Below are 17,251 nucleotides of genomic sequence, written 5' to 3'. Positions count from 1 at the left end.
ACGCAAAGTAGAGAATTGCTGGTTTTGTGCGGGTATGGCCGTCCGCGCAAACGCAACCAGCAGGAAAGGCGGGACCAGTCATGGTTGGACCTACCGGCATCGAGCGTCACCCCGACATCGCAGAACTGCGTCAGACCTACGACCGGGCGGGTTCGACGGCCCCCGCTCAGGTACTGGAAGGGCTCTCCTTCCTGGCGGGTCTCTATCTGGCGCTCTCGCCCTGGATAGTCGGGTTCTTTCGCTTCCCCGGGCTGACCATCAGCAACCTGATCACGGGCCTCGTGGTCAGTGCCCTGGCCCTCGGGCTCGCGTCCGCCTTCGGACGCACCTACGGCATGGGGTGGCTGATCCCGCTACTCGGCGTCTGGGCGCTGGTCTCGCCCTGGGTGGTGCGCAGGGGAGGCGAGGCCACCACCAGCACCGTCTGGAACAACGTCGTGACCGGCATCGTGATCTTCGCGCTCGGCGCCGCCGCGCTGGGCATGGCGCAGGCGTACCGCCGGCACGAGCGGGGCGAGCGGAGCGGGCACCGGCTCGGCAACTGGTAACCGGCCGTCCGGCGGCCCGCCGCCCCGCGCGGCGGGCCGCTCGGTCGCGCCCTGACGGAGCGTCACGCTGAGGCGGGCCGACGCGTCCCTGAGATAGCCGACGAAGGCGCGCAGGGCGGGATTGGGGTTGGTCGGCCGGATCGCGGCGCCGACCCGGCGGTAGAGCCGGGGGCCCTCCACCTGGCAGACCTGGACGCCCGCCGCGCCCTGCACGCCGAGGCTCGGCACGAGGGCCACCCCCAGCCCGGCCCGCACCAGGCCGAGCGTCACCTCGTAGTGGTCGCTGCGGCAGCGGATCGCGGGGGTGAAGCCCTCCAGGGCGCTGGCCCGCTCCAGCACCGACACCGGGGTCTCGGTGCCGAACGTGGTGATCCACGGATCGTCGGCCAGGTCGGCCAGCCGTACGCGGGGCCGGTGCCCGGCGGGATGGCCGAGCGGCATCACCAGGAGTTGCGGCTCGTCGAAGAGGTGGACGACCTCCACGCCCTTCGGCGCCTTCCACGGATCGAGCGCGTGCTCGAACACGACCAGCACGTCGAGCTCACCACGCTCCACGTCGGCCAGCAGCTCGTGCGGCTGCCCGAGCACCAGGTCGAGATCGACGCCGGGGTGGCGGGCCGTGAACGACGACAGCGCCATCGGCAGCAGCCGGTAGCCCGCCGAGGCGAAGAACCCGATCCGGAGCTGCCCGGCGTCCGCCCGCGCCTGCGCGAGCAGGTCCTTCTCGGCGGACTCGATGAGGTCGAGCACCTCCTGGGCCCGCCCGGCGAGGCGGCGGCCGGCGGCGGTCAGCCGAAGGCTGTGCGCGGCCCGCTCCACCAGCCCGACCCCCGCCTCCTCCTCCAGCCGGGCGAGCTGGTGCGAGACGGCGGACGGCGACAGCCGCAGGGTCTTGGCGGCTCCGGCGATGCTCCCGGTCCTGAAGACCTCCAGGAGCACCCTGAGGCGGTGGCTGCTGAGCATGCCACCCAGTATCGGGCCGCGTCCGCGCTGGTCACGCCCGAGCGGCGGCGCCCGTCACGGTGGCGGCGACGGCGACGCCCGCCTGCCGCACGGCCCGCACGAGGGCCTGCTCGGAGCCTTCCGGCCCGTGCGCGAGCACCGCGTAACCCTCCCACCTGGCCGCCGCGATCACGCCGACGTCGGCCCGCGTCCCGGCGTCCGTGCCGGTCTTGTTCGCCACCCACACCCCGGCGGCGTACGGCAGGACCCGCGGCGGTTCGCGGTCCTCCGGCTCGTGCGGCAGCAGCGCCGGGACCAGGCCGCGGTCGGTGTTGCACGCCATCCAGCCGAGCAGCAGCCGCTGCCACGGCTCGCGGCCGTACGCCACGGACCGCATGAGACCGGCGAGCTCACGGGCCGTCCCGGTGGCGAACGCGGGCGGGTGCGCGGGCAGCCGCGGTTCCCGGATCCTGTCGTGGACGCGCGTCCCGGCCAGCCCGAGCGCGCCGGCCGCGGCGTCCACCCGGGCGAGCCCGAGCCGTCGCAGCAACGCGTTCGTCGCCGTGTTGTCGCTGACGGACGCCGTCAGCACGGCGAGGTCGCCGATGGTCCAGCGACGGGCCGACAGCTCGGTGAGCAGGCCCGAGCCCCCCGCGTAGTCCTCGTCGAGCAGCGCGACCGGCTCGGCTGGATCGAGCGCGCCGGACGCGACGTCCCGCGCGAGCGCGGCGAGCAGCAGCACCTTGCCCGTGCTGGCGAGCGGCAGCACCACGTCCTCGTTCACGCCGAGCAGGCCGGGCACGCACACGGCCAGCGTGCCGGGGCAGGACGCCGCCAGCTCCGCCAGCGAGCCGCGCGCGGCGCCGGAGACGTCCCCCGGCCCGGCGTCGCGGGGGAGCCCGCCCCCGTCCCCGGCGTTCACCGCGTCTCCGGCGCTCACCACGTCCCCCGCGTCTCCGGTGTTCACAGGGCCAGCACCCGTCCCGGGCGGGCGCCCGTCTCCTCGCCGTCACGCACCACGACCGCGCCGCCGACCACCACCGTGTCGACGCCCGCGGGCGGCAGCAGCGGCTCGGTGAAGGTGGCCCGGTCGGCCACCTCCGCCGGATCGAACACCACCAGGTCGGCGTGCGCGCCGTCGCGGATCACGCCCCGCCCGGTCAGCCCGAAGCGCGCCGCCGCCATCCCGGTCATCTTGTGCACCGCCTCCTCCAGGCCGAGCAGCCCGAGCTCGCGTACGTATCTGCCGAGCACCCGGGGGAAGGTCCCGGCCCAGCGCGGATGCGGGCGCCCGCCCGGCTTCGGCACGCCGTCGGAACCGATCATCGCGTACGGCGCGGCCAGCACCCGCCGCACGTCCTCCTCGATCATGGAATGACTGATGATCGTCACCTCGCCGTCCTCGGCGACCAGCAGGTCGGCGGCCACGTCGAGGGGATCGGCGCCCGCGGCGGCGGCGAGGTCGGCGATCGTCGCGCCCTCGGCCCGCGGATGGCGGGGCGCGCAGGCCACCGAGATCCGGTCCCAGCCGCCGTTGCCGACCGTGTTCTCCCAGCCGGGCACGCCCTCGGCGATGGCCCGGCGCATCCGGTCCCGCTGGGCGGGGTCGCCGAGCCTCGCGGTCAGGGCGCGCAGCCCGCCGTCGTTCGCCCACGGCGGCAGCATCGCGGCCAGCGCCGTGCTGCCCGCCGTATAGGGGTAGACGTCGCAGGTGACGTCCATGCCGCCCGCGCGCAGCTCCGTGAGGCGCGGCAGGGTGCGCTCGGTGCGGCCCCAGGCGTACCGCCCGGCGGTCTTGTGGTGCGACACGTGCAGCGCCGCGCCGCTGCGCCGGGAGATCTCGACGGCCTCCTCCAGCGCCTCCTCCACCCGCGACATCTCGTCGCGCAGGTGGGTCACGTACGGCTTGCCGTGGCGGGCGGCCACCTCCGCCAGCGCCACCACCTCGGCGGTGCCCGCGTACGAGCCGGGGGTGTAGATGAGGCCGGTGGACAGGCCGGCGGCGCCCTGCGTCAGGGAGGCGTCGAGCAGCGCGCACATCGCGCGCAGCTCGGCGGGCCGGGCCGGCCGGTCCACCGGGCCGAGCACGCCCGCCCGGAGCGTGCCGTGGCCGACGAGCGAGGCCAGGTGGTTGGCCCGGGGCACCCCGGCGTGCGCGGCGGCGAAGCCCGCGAAGTCGGTGTACGCGCCGACGTCGCCGCCGAAGGTGATCCGGCTCTCCGCCCGCATGGCGGCCAGCCGCTCCGGCAGGGCCGGGAACAGGCTCGACCCGCAGTTGCCGCAGATCTCGGTGGTGACCCCCTGCAGCACCGAGGCCCGCACCAGCTCCCTGCCGGACCCGTCTCCTGACCCGTCGGCTGATCCGTTTCCTGACCCGTCGCCGTCGCCGGTCGGGCCGAGCAGGGCCACGCCGTCGGAGTGCGTGTGGACGTCGACGAACCCGGGGGAGACGACCCGCCCGCGCGCGTCGAGCACCTCGGCGGCGTCGGCCGCCGAGCCCGGCGACGCGCCGGACCTCGGGCCGGACGACGAGCCGGGGGGCAGGACGGTCAGCCGCCCGCCGGAGACCCCGACGTCGGCGGGCCGGGCCGGGCGGCCGGTGCCGTCGACCACCAGCCCGCCCCGGACGAGAAGATCGAAGCGGGTCCCCGCCCCCGTCACGGAAGCCTCCTCGTCACCCGATCCGTCCCCGTCACTGTCCCCGAGATCTCCGGGGCCGCGGGACGCCGCCCGCCCGGCCGTCCCGTACGAGCGGCCGCGCCCGGGTTCACAGGACCTGTCCCAGGAAGGCGCGCAGCCGGTCGTGCCGGGGCGCCGCGAGCACCTCGCGGGGGTCGCCCCGCTCGACGACGACGCCGTCGTCCATGAAGACGAACTGGTCGCCGACCTCGCGGGCGAAGCTCATCTCGTGGGTGACGACCATCATCGTCATGCCGCTCGCCGCGAGGTCCCGCATGACGGCGAGCACCTCCTGCACGAGCTCGGGGTCGAGCGCGCTGGTCGGCTCGTCGAACAGCATCAGGCTGGGCCGCATGGCCAGGCTGCGGGCGATCGCCACCCGCTGCTGCTGCCCGCCGGACAACTGCGCGGGGTAGTGGTGCGCGCGGTCGGCCAGGCCGACCCGCTCCAGCAGTTCCGCCGCCTGCCGCCGGGCCTGGGCGGCGGGCGTGCGGAGCACGGTGACCGGCCCCTCCATGACGTTCTCGATCGCGGTGCGATGCGGGAACAGGTGGAACCGCTGGAACACCATGCCGATGCCGCGCTGCTGGCGGGACAGCTCGGCCGGGCGCAACGCGTGCAGCCGCCCGCCGCGCTCGGCGTAGCCCATCAGCTCGCCGTCCACCCAGATGCGGCCGGAGTCGATCGTCTCCAGGCGGTTGACGCAGCGCAGCAGCGTCGACTTGCCCGACCCGGACGGCCCGACGACGCACACCACCGAGCCGGCGGGGACGTCGAGGTCGATGCCCTTGAGCACCTCCAGCGGGCCGAACCGCTTGCGCACGGCGCGGATCCGCACCATCGGCAGGTCGGACGGCTGCCCGGGTGGCCGGCCGGGTGACTGAGCGGGGGCGCTCACGAGGGCTCCTTGGACGTCAGGGGCCGCAGGTTGCGGCGTACGCGGGAGGACAGCCGCACGTGGCCGCGTTCGAACCGCTTCTCCACGAAATGCTGCCCGACACTCGCGATCGTGGTGAGCACGACGTACCAGATCGACGCGACGACGAGCATCGCGATGACCTCGAAGTTGCCGAGATAGATGCGCTGCGCCACGGTGAGCAGCTCGGCCCCGGCGATGACCGAGACCATCGACGTGGTCTTCAGCATGGAGATGAACTGGTTGCCGGTCGGCGGGATGATCACCCGCATGGCCTGCGGCAGCACCACACGGCGCAGCACCTGCCGGTGCGACATGCCGAGCGACTCGGCGGCCTCCCGCTGGCCCGGGTCCACGGAGCGGATGCCGGCGCGGACGATCTCCGCCATGTACGCGCCCTCATTGATCGCCAGGCCGAGCAGCGCCGCGGTGAACGGCGTGATGATCTCGTTCGCCTGCCACTCGATCAGCTTGGGCCCGCCGAACGGGACGCCGATCGCGAAGGTGGGGAAGACCAGCCCGATGTTGAACCAGAAGATCAGCTGCACCAGCAGCGGCGTGCCGCGGAAGAACCACGTGTAGAGCGCGGAGGTGCCGCGCAGCACGGGGTTGTCCGACAGCTGCATGACGGCGGCGAGCACGCCCAGCGCCAGGCCGATGGCCATGGACAGCACGGTGAGCTGGATGGTCACCCACAGGCCGCCGAGGATCCTGCCGTCGGCCAGGTAGGCGACGATGACGTCCCAGTGCAGGTTCTCGTTGACGATGACCGTGAAGGCCAGCCACACGAGGAAGAGCAGGGCGGCCGCCGCGCCGAGCCACCGGCCGGGCCGCGCGGGGCGCACGGCGTCGATCGGCAGTTCGGCGGCGGGCGCCTTCTCCTGGGTCACTTCCACGGCTGGGTGTTGACCAGCACGCCGTCGACGGCGTTGGCCGTCACGCCGTAGGAGTCCAGCACGGCCTTGTAGCCGCCGTCGGCCTGAAGCTCCTCCATCGCCTTGGCGACGGCGTCGCGCAGCGCGCTCTTCCGCTTGTCGACGGCGATGCCCCACGGCCCGGCGTCGTACTGCTCGGACAGCACGTCGTACTTGCCGGTGTCCTTGGCGTACATGACGGCGACGGGGTAGTCCACGATGGTCGCGGTGGCGCGCCCGGAGTCGATCGAGAGCAGGCCGGTGGGCGCGTCCTCGCTCTGCATGATCTTCATCTTGGTGGCGCACTTCTCGTTCTGCTTCTCGCCGATGGCGAGGTTGGAGCTGCCCTTGGCCAGCACGACCGTGCGGCCGCACAGGTCGTCGAGGGTCTTGATCCCCTCGGGGTTGCCCTTCTTGACCATGATCGCGCCGCCGGCGTTGAAGTAGTCGACGAAGTCGACCGCCGCGCGCCGCTCCTCGGTGTCGCTCATCGAGGACATCACGATGTCCCAGCGCCCGCCCTGCAGGCCCGGGATGAGCCCGTCGAAGGCGGCGTTGGTGATCGAGAACTTCAGCCCCAGCTTGGCCGCGATGGCCGCGCCGAGGTCGGGGTCGACCCCGGTGAGCTCCTGGGTGCCCTTCTTGTACATCTCCATCGGCGGGTAGCCCTCGGAGGTGGCGACCCGCAGTGTGCCGGTCTTGCGCACATCCTCCGGGACCAGGTCCTTGGCGGTCTTGTTCGCCGTCGCCGCCGCGTTGTCGCCCGCGGCGGTCTCCGACGACGAACGCCCGCAGCCGCCGGCGAGCGCCGACACGACCAGCGCGCCGACTATGGCCACAGATAGGCGCTTTGTCATGGAACCTCCTGTTTCGCGAACGATTGAGCTTATGCTGGCGACAGGAGGTCACGCTCGTAAGGATCGTGAACGCTTGCGGCCCTGAGCATCGACGTTCTCGATGCTCAGGGCTCCGTGGTCAGCCCGCGCGGGTGGGCAGGGCGTGGGAGTGGGCCGGGCGGGAGGCGGTCGCCGCCGGCCGCAGCCCCGCGCGTACCCCGCCCCGCACTCCGGCCCGCACCCCGTCCCGCATCACCGCTCCGACCACCGCCACCTGGGGGCGCTGGCCGACCGGCGGCCGTGCCGGACGGGCTCCGGCCGTCCAGCAGACGGCGCCCGCGGCGACGGCCGTCACCAGCGTCAGCCACCCCAGGGCGCGGCCCGTCCGCAGGCCGTACCCGGAGGCGAGCCAGTAGAGCGAGAGCAGCAGCCTGGCCCGGCCGCGGGAACTGCCGAGCCGCCGCATGTCCATGGCGCCGAACGCGAAGTCGGCGGAGGTCCTGGCGTCGTCCACGCCCGGCCGCAGCCGCTCGTACAGGACGGCCAGCCGGGCGGCGTCCGGCGATCCCGGCGCCCATGGCGACCTCGGCGACTCCTGTGGGGGCTTCCGCGACCGAGGTGCTCCCTGCGGCCGGGACGCCCGCGACCGGGCTGATCCGCGGGACCGTGGCAAGGGCGAGGCGGGGGATTCCGGAGACCCGGCGAACCCCGCCTCGTCCCAGCCGCGCCACAGGTGCTCGTCCGCGAGGACGCGGCGGCGGCTCCACCACCGGACCGGCGGCCAGCCCAGCCGCAGCCGCATCCCGCCGGGCGTCGCCGCGAACAGGCACTCCCGCAGCCGCAGGCGTTCCGGGCGGCGCAGCCCGCCGAGACCGCACCCGCGCAGGTCGGCCCCCGTGAGCGTGAGCGCCGCGGCGTCGAGACCGTCGAGCGAGGTCACCCGCAGCCGGCCGGCGCGCCGGGTGACCGCCGACGTCCCGGAGAGGACGGCGCCCCGCAGGTCGAGGTCGGCGTCGGACAGCCGCGCGACGAGCGGCCCGGCGACGTCCGCCGTCCGGAGGATCACGCGGCACCCGCCGGTCTCCAGGTGCAGCGCCGCTCCGGCCCGCACACCCGCGAGGGACAGTCGCCGCCCGACCCGCATCGGGCCCAGGTAGGCCGCGCCCTGGAACCGCGTTCCCTCGAAGGCGGCGGTCGCCGCGCAGACGGCGCCGCGGAAGGAGACGGCCCGGTGGAACCGAGCGCCGCGGAAGACGACGTCCCCCGCGAACACCGCCGCGTCGAACGCCGCGAACCCGCGGAACTGCGTTCCCTCGAACGAGACGTCCTGTCCGCCGTGGAATGAGGCGTTCCGCGCCCCTGGGAACGAGACGTTCAGCGCCTCCGCGAGCGGGGTGTTCCGGGTCCCCTCCGACGAGACGTTCGGTGTGGCCCGGAAGGGCGGGGTGCCGGGGGACGGCGTGCCGCCGGGCGTGCTCTCGGCGGGGAGGTCGCCGCCGAAGCGCGCCGCGCCGAACAGGGCGTCGCCGCGGATCGTGGCGTGGTCGAAGGCGGCGTGGCCGCGCACCCGCGCGTCGTGCAGGGACAGCTCACGCGCGAACCGGGCCGCGCGGAAGGAGACGTTGCGCAGGAATCTGGCGCCGTAGAAGGAGGCGAGCCGGTCGAACCGGGCGTGGTCGAAGGTCGCGTCCCCGGTGAAGGCGACCTCGCCGAACCGGGCCTGGCCGGTGAAGACCGCGTGGTCGAACCTGGCCCGTCCGACACGGCGCTCAAGACGGTCCAGCAGATGGGCGAGCAGGTCCTCCGCCACGGTGGTGCCGCGCAGGTCCAGCGCCTGGCCCGGCGCGAGGTCCCGCAGGACGGCGCCGGTCTCGGCGGGGGTCAGGTGCGCCAGGCACCGGCCGTACGGCTCGCGGGCGATGCCCGGGCAGCCGGGGGAGGCGCCGCACGTCCTCCATACGACGTCCATGAGGGCGATCTTCGGCCGGGATGTCATGTCAACGTCATACATGATGTCCCATCTCGGGACGCTAAAGCGTGATGGATAGGTAACACTGTGTATCCGCCGGGCGACCGTCCCACCGCCGCGTACTGCCGTTTGCCCTGGCCGGGCAGGGGTACGCGGGGTGCATGTCTGAGCAGTCGAACTCCACACCGCCACCGCAGACGCAGTCGTATCCCGGCCGGACGGGCGAGATGAGCCCCGAGCCCAGGGACGAGATGCGCGACTACACCGGCCGCGACCTGCTGGCCGGAAAGCGGGCCCTCGTCACCGGGGGCGACTCCGGCATCGGCCGGGCCGTCGCCGTGGCGTTCGCCAAGGAGGGGGCGGACGTCGCCATCGCCTACCTGAGCGAGCACGAGGACGCCGAGCACACCAGGAAACTGGTGGAGCAGGAGGGCCGCACCTGCCTGCTCCTGCCGGGCGATCTCGCCGACCGCCGGCACTGCGAGGAGGTCGTCGAGCGCACCGTCCGCGAACTCGGCGGCATCGACGTGCTGGTGAACAACGTGGCCACGCAGACCCCCGTGCAGGGGCTGGAGGAGCTGTCCGACGAGCAGTGGGAACACACCTTCGCCGTCAACATCCACAGCTACTTCCGGGTGACGAAGGCCGCGCTGCGGCACATGCCCGAGGGCGGGTCGATCGTGAACACCTCGTCGATCAACGGGCTGCGCGGCAACAAGCAGCTGATCGACTACTCCGCGACCAAGGGCGCGATCAACGCGTTCACCTACGCGATGGCCCAGGTGCTGGTCGACCGGGGAATCAGGATCAACGCCGTGGCTCCGGGCCCGGTCTGGACGCCGCTCATCCCGGCCACCTTCCCGGAGGAGAAGGTGGAGAAGTTCGGCGAGCAGGTGCCGATGGGCCGCCCGGCCGACCCGGACGAGATCGCCCCGTCGTACGTGTTCTTCGCGGCCAACCGGCTCTCGTCGTACTACACGGGTGAGGTCCTCGCGCCGATCGGCGGCGAGACGCTGCCCGGATAGCCGGGCGAGGACGGCGTGGGCCGCCCGGGTGGATCCTCCCACCCGGGCGGCCGGTCGTCCGCCCGCCCGGCCGCCGCGCACGGGGCGGCGACGGGACGGGTGGCGGCGGTCACCCGTTCTCGTTCAGGCGGCGACTCTGGTCCTGCAACTCGTCGATCAACGTGGAGGCCTCGGCCTTGCTGAGCCCTTCGGGCACGTCACGCCCGGCCTCCCGGGCCAGTGTGCGCAGGTAGGACTCCTGCGGCGCGGTCATCGGCTCGTCCCCGGTCGCCCAGTCCTCGGGGTCCTTCTCCACCGGTCCTCGGTCCATCGTCCCTCCAATGTCGAACTGCCGTTCGCTCTACCCGTCGCCGGGAGACGTAACCCGGTGGAGGGCAGAGGCCGGCACCCGTCACCTCGCGGCGGGATGACGGAGGTAGTGGGCCCGGGTCAGTTCGGACACCTCCTGCTCCGGCGGGCGCCGCAGCACCCGCGAGGCCAGCAGGCCGCCGGTGGCGCACCCGGCCGCCAGCGCCGCCGCCGCGGCGAGGACCGACCCCGTACGGCCGGCCCGGGGCTCGGGCCGTACGGTGCCGCCCCGCCAGGCGCGCAGCCACAGCGCCTCGGCCGCCGCGTCGAGGAGATAGGTCGGCCTGATGCGGCCGGTGGGCACGCAGAGCAGATCGGTGGTGAGAAGCGTCGCGGCGGTGGCCATGCCGAGACGGCGCGCCTGCCGGACGCCGTCCGGCGTGCGCGCGGCGCGGACCTGGGTCCAGCCGATCCCCACCAGCAGGCCCGCGACGGTCCGTTGCAGCCAGCGGTCGGTCTTCGGGCCGTACACTTTCTCGAAGCTCGTCAGGTGCAGGAGCGGCCACAGTCCGCCCGCGATGTTGAAGAGGCCGTGGGCGCGGGCCAGGACCACCGCGCCCCTGTCGTCCTGGGTGGTCATAGGCCCTCGATGCCCACCCTCAAAACGGACAAAACGCGGGCCGGTTCGCGGCGGAGGCCAAGGGTAGGCCGTGGAAGGAGCGGCGACGGGAGGTCCTCATGCCAGGAAATTTCAGGGTTCGTCCACTTGGCGGCGCGACGGGGTGCATCCTTATGATCATCATCTCGATCGTCGCGTCGATCCTGCTCACAATCGTGGTGAACGCCCTGCTCCGGTGAGGACTCCTCGGCTGGAGCGCGCGATGCGCTCGCATAAACCAAAAAGCGGGTTTCGGTTGGCATAATTCGCGTCGTGATGGGAAAACGCGTTCCCATTCTCGCCTTGATGATTCCCGGGCGATGACAAATGAAACAAAGCGCCGATATCATCGCCGACCGTGGCTGAAAGCGATCTTTCGAGCCCGTCTCTTGTCGATGACTTGTATTTCGTCCTGCACGACAATGCGACGGGTCATCCACACCTGCATTCACGGCTCGCGGGGCTGGCACTGGCCGGCGGCGTCCTCGCCGAGCTGATGCTCGCCGAGCGGGTGACCCTGGATCTCACGTCGAACCCCGAACGCCTCCACGCGGCGGCCGGGGAGGACGGCGATGACGCCTTCACCAGGAGGGTGCTCGGCCACGTCGTCGCCGAGCCGTACCATCCGGTGAGCACGTGGCTGCTGTTCCTCGCCCGTACGGCCGAGGCCGAGGTGACCGCCAGGATGATCGCCGGGAAGCTGCTCAAACCACCGGTCAGGCACCTGCTGAAGCACCAGCCCCCGGCTCCCGCGGACATGAGCACGGCCGCGTGGCCGCTCGCCCGCCTGAACCTCGCCGTCCAGCGCCGCACCCCGCCGAACCCCCGGGACCGCGTCCTCCTGGGACTGCTGGACGCCGCCGGCTGTGCCCAGCGGGTGCTGTCGGAACACGATCCCCGCTTCGTGGCCGCGGTGATCGCCATGCTCCCGGCCCCCATGCAGAGACTCGTCGCCCAGACCAAGGCCGCCGTCGGCCAGGCCGTCCTCAGCCGCCGGTGACCACCCGCCCCCCCCAAATCCCCTCACGGAGTTCCAGGTGTCCCTGACAGAGCAACGGCCGAGCGCCGTCTCCGCCGCACTGGCCCAGGACCGGCTCGGTGTGCCGTCCATCGTGTTCTTCGTCATCTCCGCGGCGGCGCCCCTGATGGTCGTCGCGGGTTCGGTGCCCACGGCGTACGCGGTGACGGGCGTGATCGGCGTGCCGCTCGCGTTCCTGCTGCTGGGCGGGGTCTTCTCGCTCTTCGCCGTCGGCTACGTGACCATGGCCAGGCACGTGGTGAACGCCGGCGCCTTCTACGCCTACGCGGCGCAGGGTCTCGGCCGGACGCAGGGCGTGGTGACGGCGTGGGTGGCGCTGCTCGCCTACAACGCGCTGCAACTCGGCCTGTACGGCATCATCGGGTCGGCGGCGGAGCCGCTGCTCCTGGACTGGTTCGGCGGTTCGCCCCCGTGGTGGGTCATCGCGCTGGGGGCCTGGGCGCTGACCGGCCTGCTCGGCCTGCTGCGGGTCGACATCAACGGCCGGATCCTGTCGGTCCTGCTGGTCAGCGAGATCGCCGTCGTCCTGCTGTTCGACCTGGGCGACCTGTTCGGCGGCGCGCGGAACGGCGTCAGCTTCGAGGGCTACAGCCCCGCGGCGCTGTTCGTGCCCGGCGTGGGCGCCGCGCTCGCCACCGTCGTCGCGGGCTTCGCCGGCATCGAGTCGTCGGTCGTCTTCGCCGAGGAGTCCAAGGACCGCCTCCGCACCGTGCCCGTCGCCACCTACCTGGGCATCGCGGTCATCGCCATCCTCTACTCGATCTCCGCCTGGGCACAGACGGTGCCGACCGGCCCGGACGGGATCGTCAAGGCGGCGACCGAGCAGGGTCCCACGCTCGTCTTCGGCCAGGCGGCCGAGCACCTGGGCGGCACCGTCGCGACGGTCGGCTCGGTGCTGTTCGTGACCAGCAGCATCGCCTGTATGATCGCCTTCCACAACACCACGGCCCGTTACATCTTCGCCCTCGGCCGGGAGAACGTGCTGCCCTCGGTGTTCGGCCGCACCTCGGCCCGCACCGCCGCGCCGATCTCCGGGTCGGTGCTGCAGACCGCGCTCGGCCTGATCGTGATCGCGATCTACGCCGTCTCGGGACTCGACCCCGTCACGAAGCTGTTCTTCACCTTCGGCGCCTTCGGCGGCCTCGGGCTGCTGACCCTGCTCACGGTCACCTCGATCTCGGTGATCGTGTACTTCTCCCGCGACCTCCGGGGAGAGACGGCCTGGCGGACGCGTTTCGCCCCCGCCCTGTCGATCGTGGCGCTGGTCGTGATCATCGCGCTGACGCTGGTCAACTTCGACACGGTCCTCGGGGTCGCGCCCGACTCGCCGATCCGGTGGATCCTGCCGTCCATCTACGTCGTCGCGGTGGTGTTCGGCGTCGTCTGGGCCCGGGTGATCAGGGCGACCCGGCCCGAGGTGTATGCCGGCATCGGCCTCGGCGCCCAGGCCGCGGCGGGAGGCCCCCGGTGAGCGCGGCGGACGCGGCGCGTTCGGTGATCAGCCGGATGACGGACGCGGAGGCGACCGGCCACCTGATCGCGGAGACCTTCCACGTCGACGCGATCACCGCGTGGCTCGTCCCGCGCCAGGAGGACCGCCTGCCCCTCCAGCGGAGGTTCTTCACCATGTACGCCGCGCACGCGATGGAGCACGGCGACGTCTACGGCATCCATGAGGCGGGCGAACTGGCCGGGGTGGCCGTCTGGTTCACCGCGCCGTTCCCGGAGATCCCCGGCGAGCGGGCGGAGATCGACGCCTTCACCGGGGAGAACGCGGGACGCTACCACACCCTGGGCGAGCTGCTGGAGAAGCACCATCCGCACGAGCCGCACCACTACCTGAACTTCATCGCCCTGGAGCGGGGGAGGACCGGCCGCGGCCTCGGCACCATGCTGCTGGAGGAGCACCATCGCCGGCTCGACGCCGAGGGGGTGCCCGCCTACCTGGAGGCGAGCAGCGAGGCGAGCCGGCGGCTCTACCTCCGCCACGGCTACGTGGACATGCCGGAACTGATCCAGCTGCCCGGAGGCCCGGTCATGTATCCCATGTGGCGCGAGCCCCGGCCGCCCGCGGAATAGCCGTACGGGCGTGGCATCCCGGCCGCCGGTGACGTCCCGCGCCTCACGGCTTCCAGCCGGTGGTGCGCAGCCAGGTCTCGAACGTCGTCAGACCGGGATGCTCGGCCCGCAGGGCCTTCAGGTCGACACCGCCGGCCGGGTGCTCGTCGAAGAACTCGAACATCCGGGCCAGGTGCTCGTCGAACGCGCGCACCTGCTCGATCGGCATCTGCTCGAAGCGGGCCGGCAGGCCGCTCACCCGGCCGAACGCGGCGGCGATCTCCGGCGGGGTCAGCTCGTCCGCGCCGATGTCGACGGTCCGGCCGACGTACCCGCCGGGACGCTCGAAGGCGAGGGCGGTGAAGACCCCGATGTCCCTGACGGAGATCAGCTGCATCGGCGTCCCGGGCCGTGCGGGAAGCCGCAGGACCAGGGTGCCGTCCTCCACGGAGGGACGACTGTAGGTGAGGAAGTTCTCCATGAAGGAGACCGGGCGCAGGATCGTCGCCGGGAGCCCGAGCGCGTGGATCTCCCGCTCGATCCGTGCCTTGCTCTCGAAGTGGGGGATGCCGGAGCCGGCGTCGGTGCCGGGGAGCGAGCTGTACACCAGGTGCCCGAGGCCGGCCTCGGCGGCCAGCCGGACCACCGTCAGCCCCCGCCGTTCCTCGGCGGCGGCGCCCTCGACGGTGATCCTCGGTCCCTGCATCATGGTCAGCGCCAGGAAGACCCCTTCGGCGTCCCGCATGGCGCGGCGCAGCGACGCCTCGTCGTCCAGGTCGCCCACCGCGAGCTCGGCCCCCGCCTGCTCCAGGGACGCCGCGGCGGGGGAGCCCGGGTCGCGCACCAGGGCGCGCACGGTCCGCCCGCGGGCGAGCAGTTCGCGGGCGGTGGCGCCGCCCTGCCGCCCGGTGGCGCCGATCACCAGTACGCGATCACTCATGACACCCGCCTCCCTGGGAGACTCGCCCTGTGAAGGATCATGGCCGTCACGATAACGAGGCGGCGTCCGGCGGTCCTGGCACTCGTGCTGCCAGTCTCGCGCCCGGCCGCCGCGTGAGGGACTCGGACCGCAGGGCCGAGCTCGGCGCGTTCCTGCGTGCCCAGCGGGCCCGCCTGCGGCCCGCCGACGTCGGGCTGCCGGAAGGCGATCCGGCCCTGCGCCGCACCCCCGGACTGCGGCGCGAGGAGGTCGCCGAGCTCTCGGGCGTCGGCGTCACCTGGTACACCTACCTGGAGCAGGGGCGGGACATCTCGGCGTCGGCGCAGGTCATCGACGCGCTGGCCCGCGCGCTGCGGCTCGACCCCGACGAGCACCACCACCTGCGGGACCTCGCGGGCCTCGCCCCGCCCGACACGCCGCCTCCCGGCGGGGAGCAGGCGGCGGCAGCGGCCCGGCTCCGGCGCCTGGTCGACGCCGCCGCGCCGAACGCCGCCTCCCTCTACGACACGTGCTTCGACTATGTGGCCTGGAACACCTCCTACACCCTGCTCCGTCTTGATCCGCTGACGTTCCCGCCGGGCCGGCGGAACCTGCTGTGGATGATGTTCACCGACGCCGCGAACCGCGCCCGCATGGTCGACTGGGAGCCCGCGGCCCGCGCCGTGATCAGCCAGTTCCGCGCCGCGATGGGACGCAGGCCCGGCGACCCGCGGCTCGCGGCGCTGGTGGAGGAGCTCAGCGAGGTCAGCCGGGAGTTCCGCGAATGGTGGGCCGACTACCCCGTGCGCCGCTTCCGGCCGGTGACGGTCGGGATCGACCACCCCGAGATCGGGCGGCTCGACCTGGAGATGTTCAAGATGCGCCCGATGGGACACCCCGATCTCGTGCTGGTGCTTCAGGTGCCGGTGGGCGAGGACGCCCGCAGACGGGTCGCCTCCCTCCTCGGCCGGACCGGCCGGGACTAGCCGCCGCCGGTCTCCTCGGCCCGGGTGGAGACGTAGGCCCCCTGCCCCTCGATCGTGTACACGAGGCCCTCGCCGCTCAGCACGCCGACGGCACGACGGACGTCGTCGGGGCTGAACCCGTGCTCGCGCACCAGGCGCTCCTCCGAGGGCAGGGGACGGTCCGGCTCGATCCGGCCGTGCACGATCTCCTCGCGCAGCATCGCCGCGAGCCGCCGGTACGCCGGGACCGGCTCGCCGGAATCGTCGGTGACAGCCACGTCATGGCCCTGCCCGGCGGCCGGCGGTCCAATCCTGCCGGTTCCGGTCCTGCCGCGGCTCAGCGGCGGCTCGGTGGTGGGTCAGTGGCGGCCGGGCTCGACCAGGACCTTGAGCCCGCGCCGCGAGACGGCGGCGGTGAACGCCTCCGCAGTGGCCGTGAGCGGGAAACGCTCGGTGATCAGCGCCGACACGTCGACCAGCCGGTCCGCGGCCAGCCGGATCGCCCGGGGATAGGTGAGGTTCATCCGCCGGACGAGGGCGATCGTCAGGCCCTTGCGCCGGGCGAGCGACGCGGGGAAGCAGGTGCGGTCCTCGTCGGGGATCCCGGCCAGCACCACCCGCCCGCCGGGCCGGACCGCGGTCATGGCGAGGCGTACGGCGTCGTCGTCGCCCGCCACCTCGAACGCCACCCGGACGCCGAGGCCCGCCGAGCCGTCGACCTCCCGCCACACGCCGGGCTCCGCCGCCTCCTCGGGCGACAGCGCCAGGCCGGCTCCGTACCTCAGGGCCGCGGCGCGGCGGTGCGGCAGCGGGTCGACGGCGACGACGGCGCAGGCTCCGGCGAGCCGGGCGAGCCGGATCACGAGCAGGCCGATCGGCCCGCAGCCGACGACGGCGACGGGCGCGCCCAGCGGGACGTGCCCGAGGTCCACGGCGTGGATCGCGACGCCCAGCGGTTCGAGCATGGCACCGTCGCCGTCGGAGAGCGCGGCGGGCAGCGGGTGCAGCAGGTCGTCGGGCCAGGCGATCCGCTCTCGCAGGCCGCCGTCGAGCGTCCCGTGCCCGGCGAAGCGGACGTCCGGGCAGAGATTGCCGTAGCCCGTGGCGCAGACCGCGCATCGGCCGCACGGGATCGCAGGGTCCACCGCGACCCGCGTGCCGTCCCGGGGACCGCCCTCGATCACCCCCGCGATCTCGTGTCCCACCACGAGCGGCGTGTCCAGCACCGCGTCGCCGATGCCGCCCTCGGCGTACCAGTGCAGGTCGGAGCCGCACAGGCCGACCGCGGTGACCCGCACCAGGCTCTCGCCCGGGCCCGGGACGGGCGGCGGCTCGTCGCTCAGCCGGATGTCGCCCACCTTGTGCAGCCGGGCGGCCTTCACGCTCCGCCCTCCGCGTCCCTCGACGCCATCGCCGCCCCCTGAGATCGTCTTCCCGTCGATCGTAACCCCGGTGATCGCAAGCCTGCGGCCGTGAGTTCCGTGATCGCCGGCCC

The 17,251-nt window shown here is 73.3% G+C and carries 17 protein-coding genes and 1 pseudogene; 6 read left to right on the top strand and 12 right to left on the bottom strand.

The window, feature by feature from the left end; genetic code table 11:
* Positions 1–80: 80 nt before the first annotated feature.
* Positions 81–410, top strand: a pseudogene (locus tag FED44_RS38430) (SPW repeat protein); the annotation flags it as partial.
* On the opposite strand, the gene FED44_RS13400 reads toward FED44_RS38430, so the two are convergent.
* From FED44_RS13400 to FED44_RS13370, 7 genes are all read right to left on the bottom strand, one after another.
* A complete protein-coding gene (locus tag FED44_RS13400; protein WP_244301895.1) occupies positions 354–1,511 on the bottom strand; it encodes a LysR family transcriptional regulator in 1,158 nt (385 codons plus the stop codon). The pseudogene FED44_RS38430 and the gene FED44_RS13400 overlap by 57 nt on opposite strands.
* A 31-nt stretch (positions 1,512–1,542) precedes the next feature.
* Positions 1,543–2,457, bottom strand: coding sequence for a serine hydrolase (locus tag FED44_RS13395; protein ID WP_244301893.1), 915 nt, complete (start codon positions 2,455–2,457; stop codon positions 1,543–1,545).
* Entirely contained in the window at positions 2,454–4,151 is a 1,698-nt protein-coding gene (locus tag FED44_RS13390) for an N-acyl-D-amino-acid deacylase family protein (RefSeq protein ID WP_138460826.1), read from the bottom strand. Before FED44_RS13390 ends, FED44_RS13395 begins: the two co-directional genes overlap by 4 nt.
* 106 nt (positions 4,152–4,257) lie before the next feature.
* Positions 4,258–5,010: an amino acid ABC transporter ATP-binding protein gene (locus FED44_RS13385; protein WP_138460946.1), complete on the bottom strand. Its 753-nt coding sequence runs from the start codon at positions 5,008–5,010 to the stop codon at positions 4,258–4,260.
* Positions 5,011–5,063: 53 nt separating this feature from the next.
* Positions 5,064–5,981: an amino acid ABC transporter permease gene (locus tag FED44_RS13380; protein ID WP_111701302.1), complete on the bottom strand. Its 918-nt coding sequence runs from the start codon at positions 5,979–5,981 to the stop codon at positions 5,064–5,066.
* A complete protein-coding gene (locus FED44_RS13375) occupies positions 5,972–6,856 on the bottom strand; it encodes an ABC transporter substrate-binding protein (protein WP_111701301.1) in 885 nt (294 codons plus the stop codon). Before FED44_RS13375 ends, FED44_RS13380 begins: the two co-directional genes overlap by 10 nt.
* 118 nt (positions 6,857–6,974) lie before the next feature.
* Positions 6,975–8,831, bottom strand: coding sequence for a pentapeptide repeat-containing protein (locus tag FED44_RS13370; protein ID WP_167521462.1), 1,857 nt, complete (start codon positions 8,829–8,831; stop codon positions 6,975–6,977).
* A 134-nt stretch (positions 8,832–8,965) separates the two neighbouring features.
* On the opposite strand from FED44_RS13370, the gene FED44_RS13365 reads away from it, so the two are divergent.
* Entirely contained in the window at positions 8,966–9,829 is an 864-nt protein-coding gene (locus tag FED44_RS13365) for an SDR family oxidoreductase (protein WP_138460824.1), read from the top strand.
* 109 nt (positions 9,830–9,938) lie between these two features.
* Here FED44_RS13365 and FED44_RS13360 read toward each other — a convergent pair whose 3' ends face one another.
* The gene (locus FED44_RS13360; RefSeq protein WP_111701298.1) at positions 9,939–10,139 is read right to left on the bottom strand and encodes a DUF3072 domain-containing protein; all 201 of its coding nucleotides are present in this window, start codon (positions 10,137–10,139) and stop codon (positions 9,939–9,941) included.
* Positions 10,140–10,220: 81 nt separating this feature from the next.
* Positions 10,221–10,757 (bottom strand): hypothetical protein, encoded by a 537-nt coding sequence (locus tag FED44_RS36375; protein ID WP_208758956.1) that lies wholly within the window; start codon positions 10,755–10,757, stop codon positions 10,221–10,223.
* 418 nt (positions 10,758–11,175) lie between these two features.
* Here FED44_RS36375 and FED44_RS13350 point away from each other — a divergent pair, with 418 nt between their 5' ends.
* From FED44_RS13350 to FED44_RS13340, 3 genes are read left to right on the top strand one after another with little or no spacing between them, the layout of a single operon-like run.
* Positions 11,176–11,775, top strand: a complete 600-nt coding sequence (locus FED44_RS13350) for a GOLPH3/VPS74 family protein (RefSeq protein ID WP_167521461.1) — start codon at positions 11,176–11,178, stop codon at positions 11,773–11,775.
* Positions 11,776–11,812: 37 nt separating this feature from the next.
* A complete protein-coding gene (locus FED44_RS13345; protein ID WP_138460822.1) occupies positions 11,813–13,285 on the top strand; it encodes an APC family permease in 1,473 nt (490 codons plus the stop codon).
* The gene (locus tag FED44_RS13340) at positions 13,282–13,893 is read left to right on the top strand and encodes a GNAT family N-acetyltransferase (RefSeq protein WP_138460821.1); all 612 of its coding nucleotides are present in this window, start codon (positions 13,282–13,284) and stop codon (positions 13,891–13,893) included. The genes FED44_RS13345 and FED44_RS13340 overlap by 4 nt, the downstream gene beginning before the upstream one ends.
* 43 nt (positions 13,894–13,936) lie before the next feature.
* Here the strand turns inward: FED44_RS13340 and FED44_RS13335 are convergent, their stop codons facing one another.
* The gene (locus FED44_RS13335) at positions 13,937–14,812 is read right to left on the bottom strand and encodes an NmrA/HSCARG family protein (protein ID WP_111701294.1); all 876 of its coding nucleotides are present in this window, start codon (positions 14,810–14,812) and stop codon (positions 13,937–13,939) included.
* 113 nt (positions 14,813–14,925) lie between these two features.
* On the opposite strand from FED44_RS13335, the gene FED44_RS13330 reads away from it, so the two are divergent.
* Positions 14,926–15,777 carry a helix-turn-helix transcriptional regulator gene (locus tag FED44_RS13330; RefSeq protein ID WP_138460820.1) on the top strand — a complete coding sequence of 284 codons (852 nt, stop codon included), beginning with the start codon at positions 14,926–14,928 and terminating at the stop codon, positions 15,775–15,777.
* Here FED44_RS13330 and FED44_RS13325 read toward each other — a convergent pair.
* Entirely contained in the window at positions 15,774–16,034 is a 261-nt protein-coding gene (locus FED44_RS13325; protein WP_111701292.1) for a winged helix-turn-helix domain-containing protein, read from the bottom strand. The genes FED44_RS13330 and FED44_RS13325 overlap by 4 nt on opposite strands.
* A gap of 81 nt (positions 16,035–16,115) precedes the next feature.
* A complete protein-coding gene (locus tag FED44_RS13320) occupies positions 16,116–17,138 on the bottom strand; it encodes an alcohol dehydrogenase catalytic domain-containing protein (protein WP_111701291.1) in 1,023 nt (340 codons plus the stop codon).
* Positions 17,139–17,251: the final 113 nt, after the last annotated feature.

The organism is Microbispora triticiradicis (assembly GCF_005864065.1).
Classification (GTDB): domain Bacteria; phylum Actinomycetota; class Actinomycetes; order Streptosporangiales; family Streptosporangiaceae; genus Microbispora; species Microbispora triticiradicis.
Note: the sequence above shows the minus strand (reverse complement) of the source record. Positions and strands in the feature narration are given on the sequence as shown.

Bases quoted from the DNA above. Each gene is read 5' to 3' on its own strand.
- FED44_RS13400 (WP_244301895.1), bottom strand. From the start codon at position 1,511: ATGCTCAGCAGCCACCGCCTCAGGGTGCTCCTGGAGGTCTTCAGGACC.
- FED44_RS13385 (WP_138460946.1), bottom strand. From the start codon at position 5,010: ATGGTGCGGATCCGCGCCGTGCGCAAGCGGTTCGGCCCGCTGGAGGTG.
- FED44_RS13375 (WP_111701301.1), bottom strand. From the start codon at position 6,856: ATGACAAAGCGCCTATCTGTGGCCATAGTCGGCGCGCTGGTCGTGTCG.
- FED44_RS13370 (WP_167521462.1), bottom strand. From the start codon at position 8,831: ATGACATCCCGGCCGAAGATCGCCCTCATGGACGTCGTATGGAGGACG.
- FED44_RS13365 (WP_138460824.1), top strand. From the start codon at position 8,966: ATGTCTGAGCAGTCGAACTCCACACCGCCACCGCAGACGCAGTCGTAT.
- FED44_RS13360 (WP_111701298.1), bottom strand. From the start codon at position 10,139: ATGGACCGAGGACCGGTGGAGAAGGACCCCGAGGACTGGGCGACCGGG.
- FED44_RS36375 (WP_208758956.1), bottom strand. From the start codon at position 10,757: ATGACCACCCAGGACGACAGGGGCGCGGTGGTCCTGGCCCGCGCCCAC.
- FED44_RS13335 (WP_111701294.1), bottom strand. From the start codon at position 14,812: ATGAGTGATCGCGTACTGGTGATCGGCGCCACCGGGCGGCAGGGCGGC.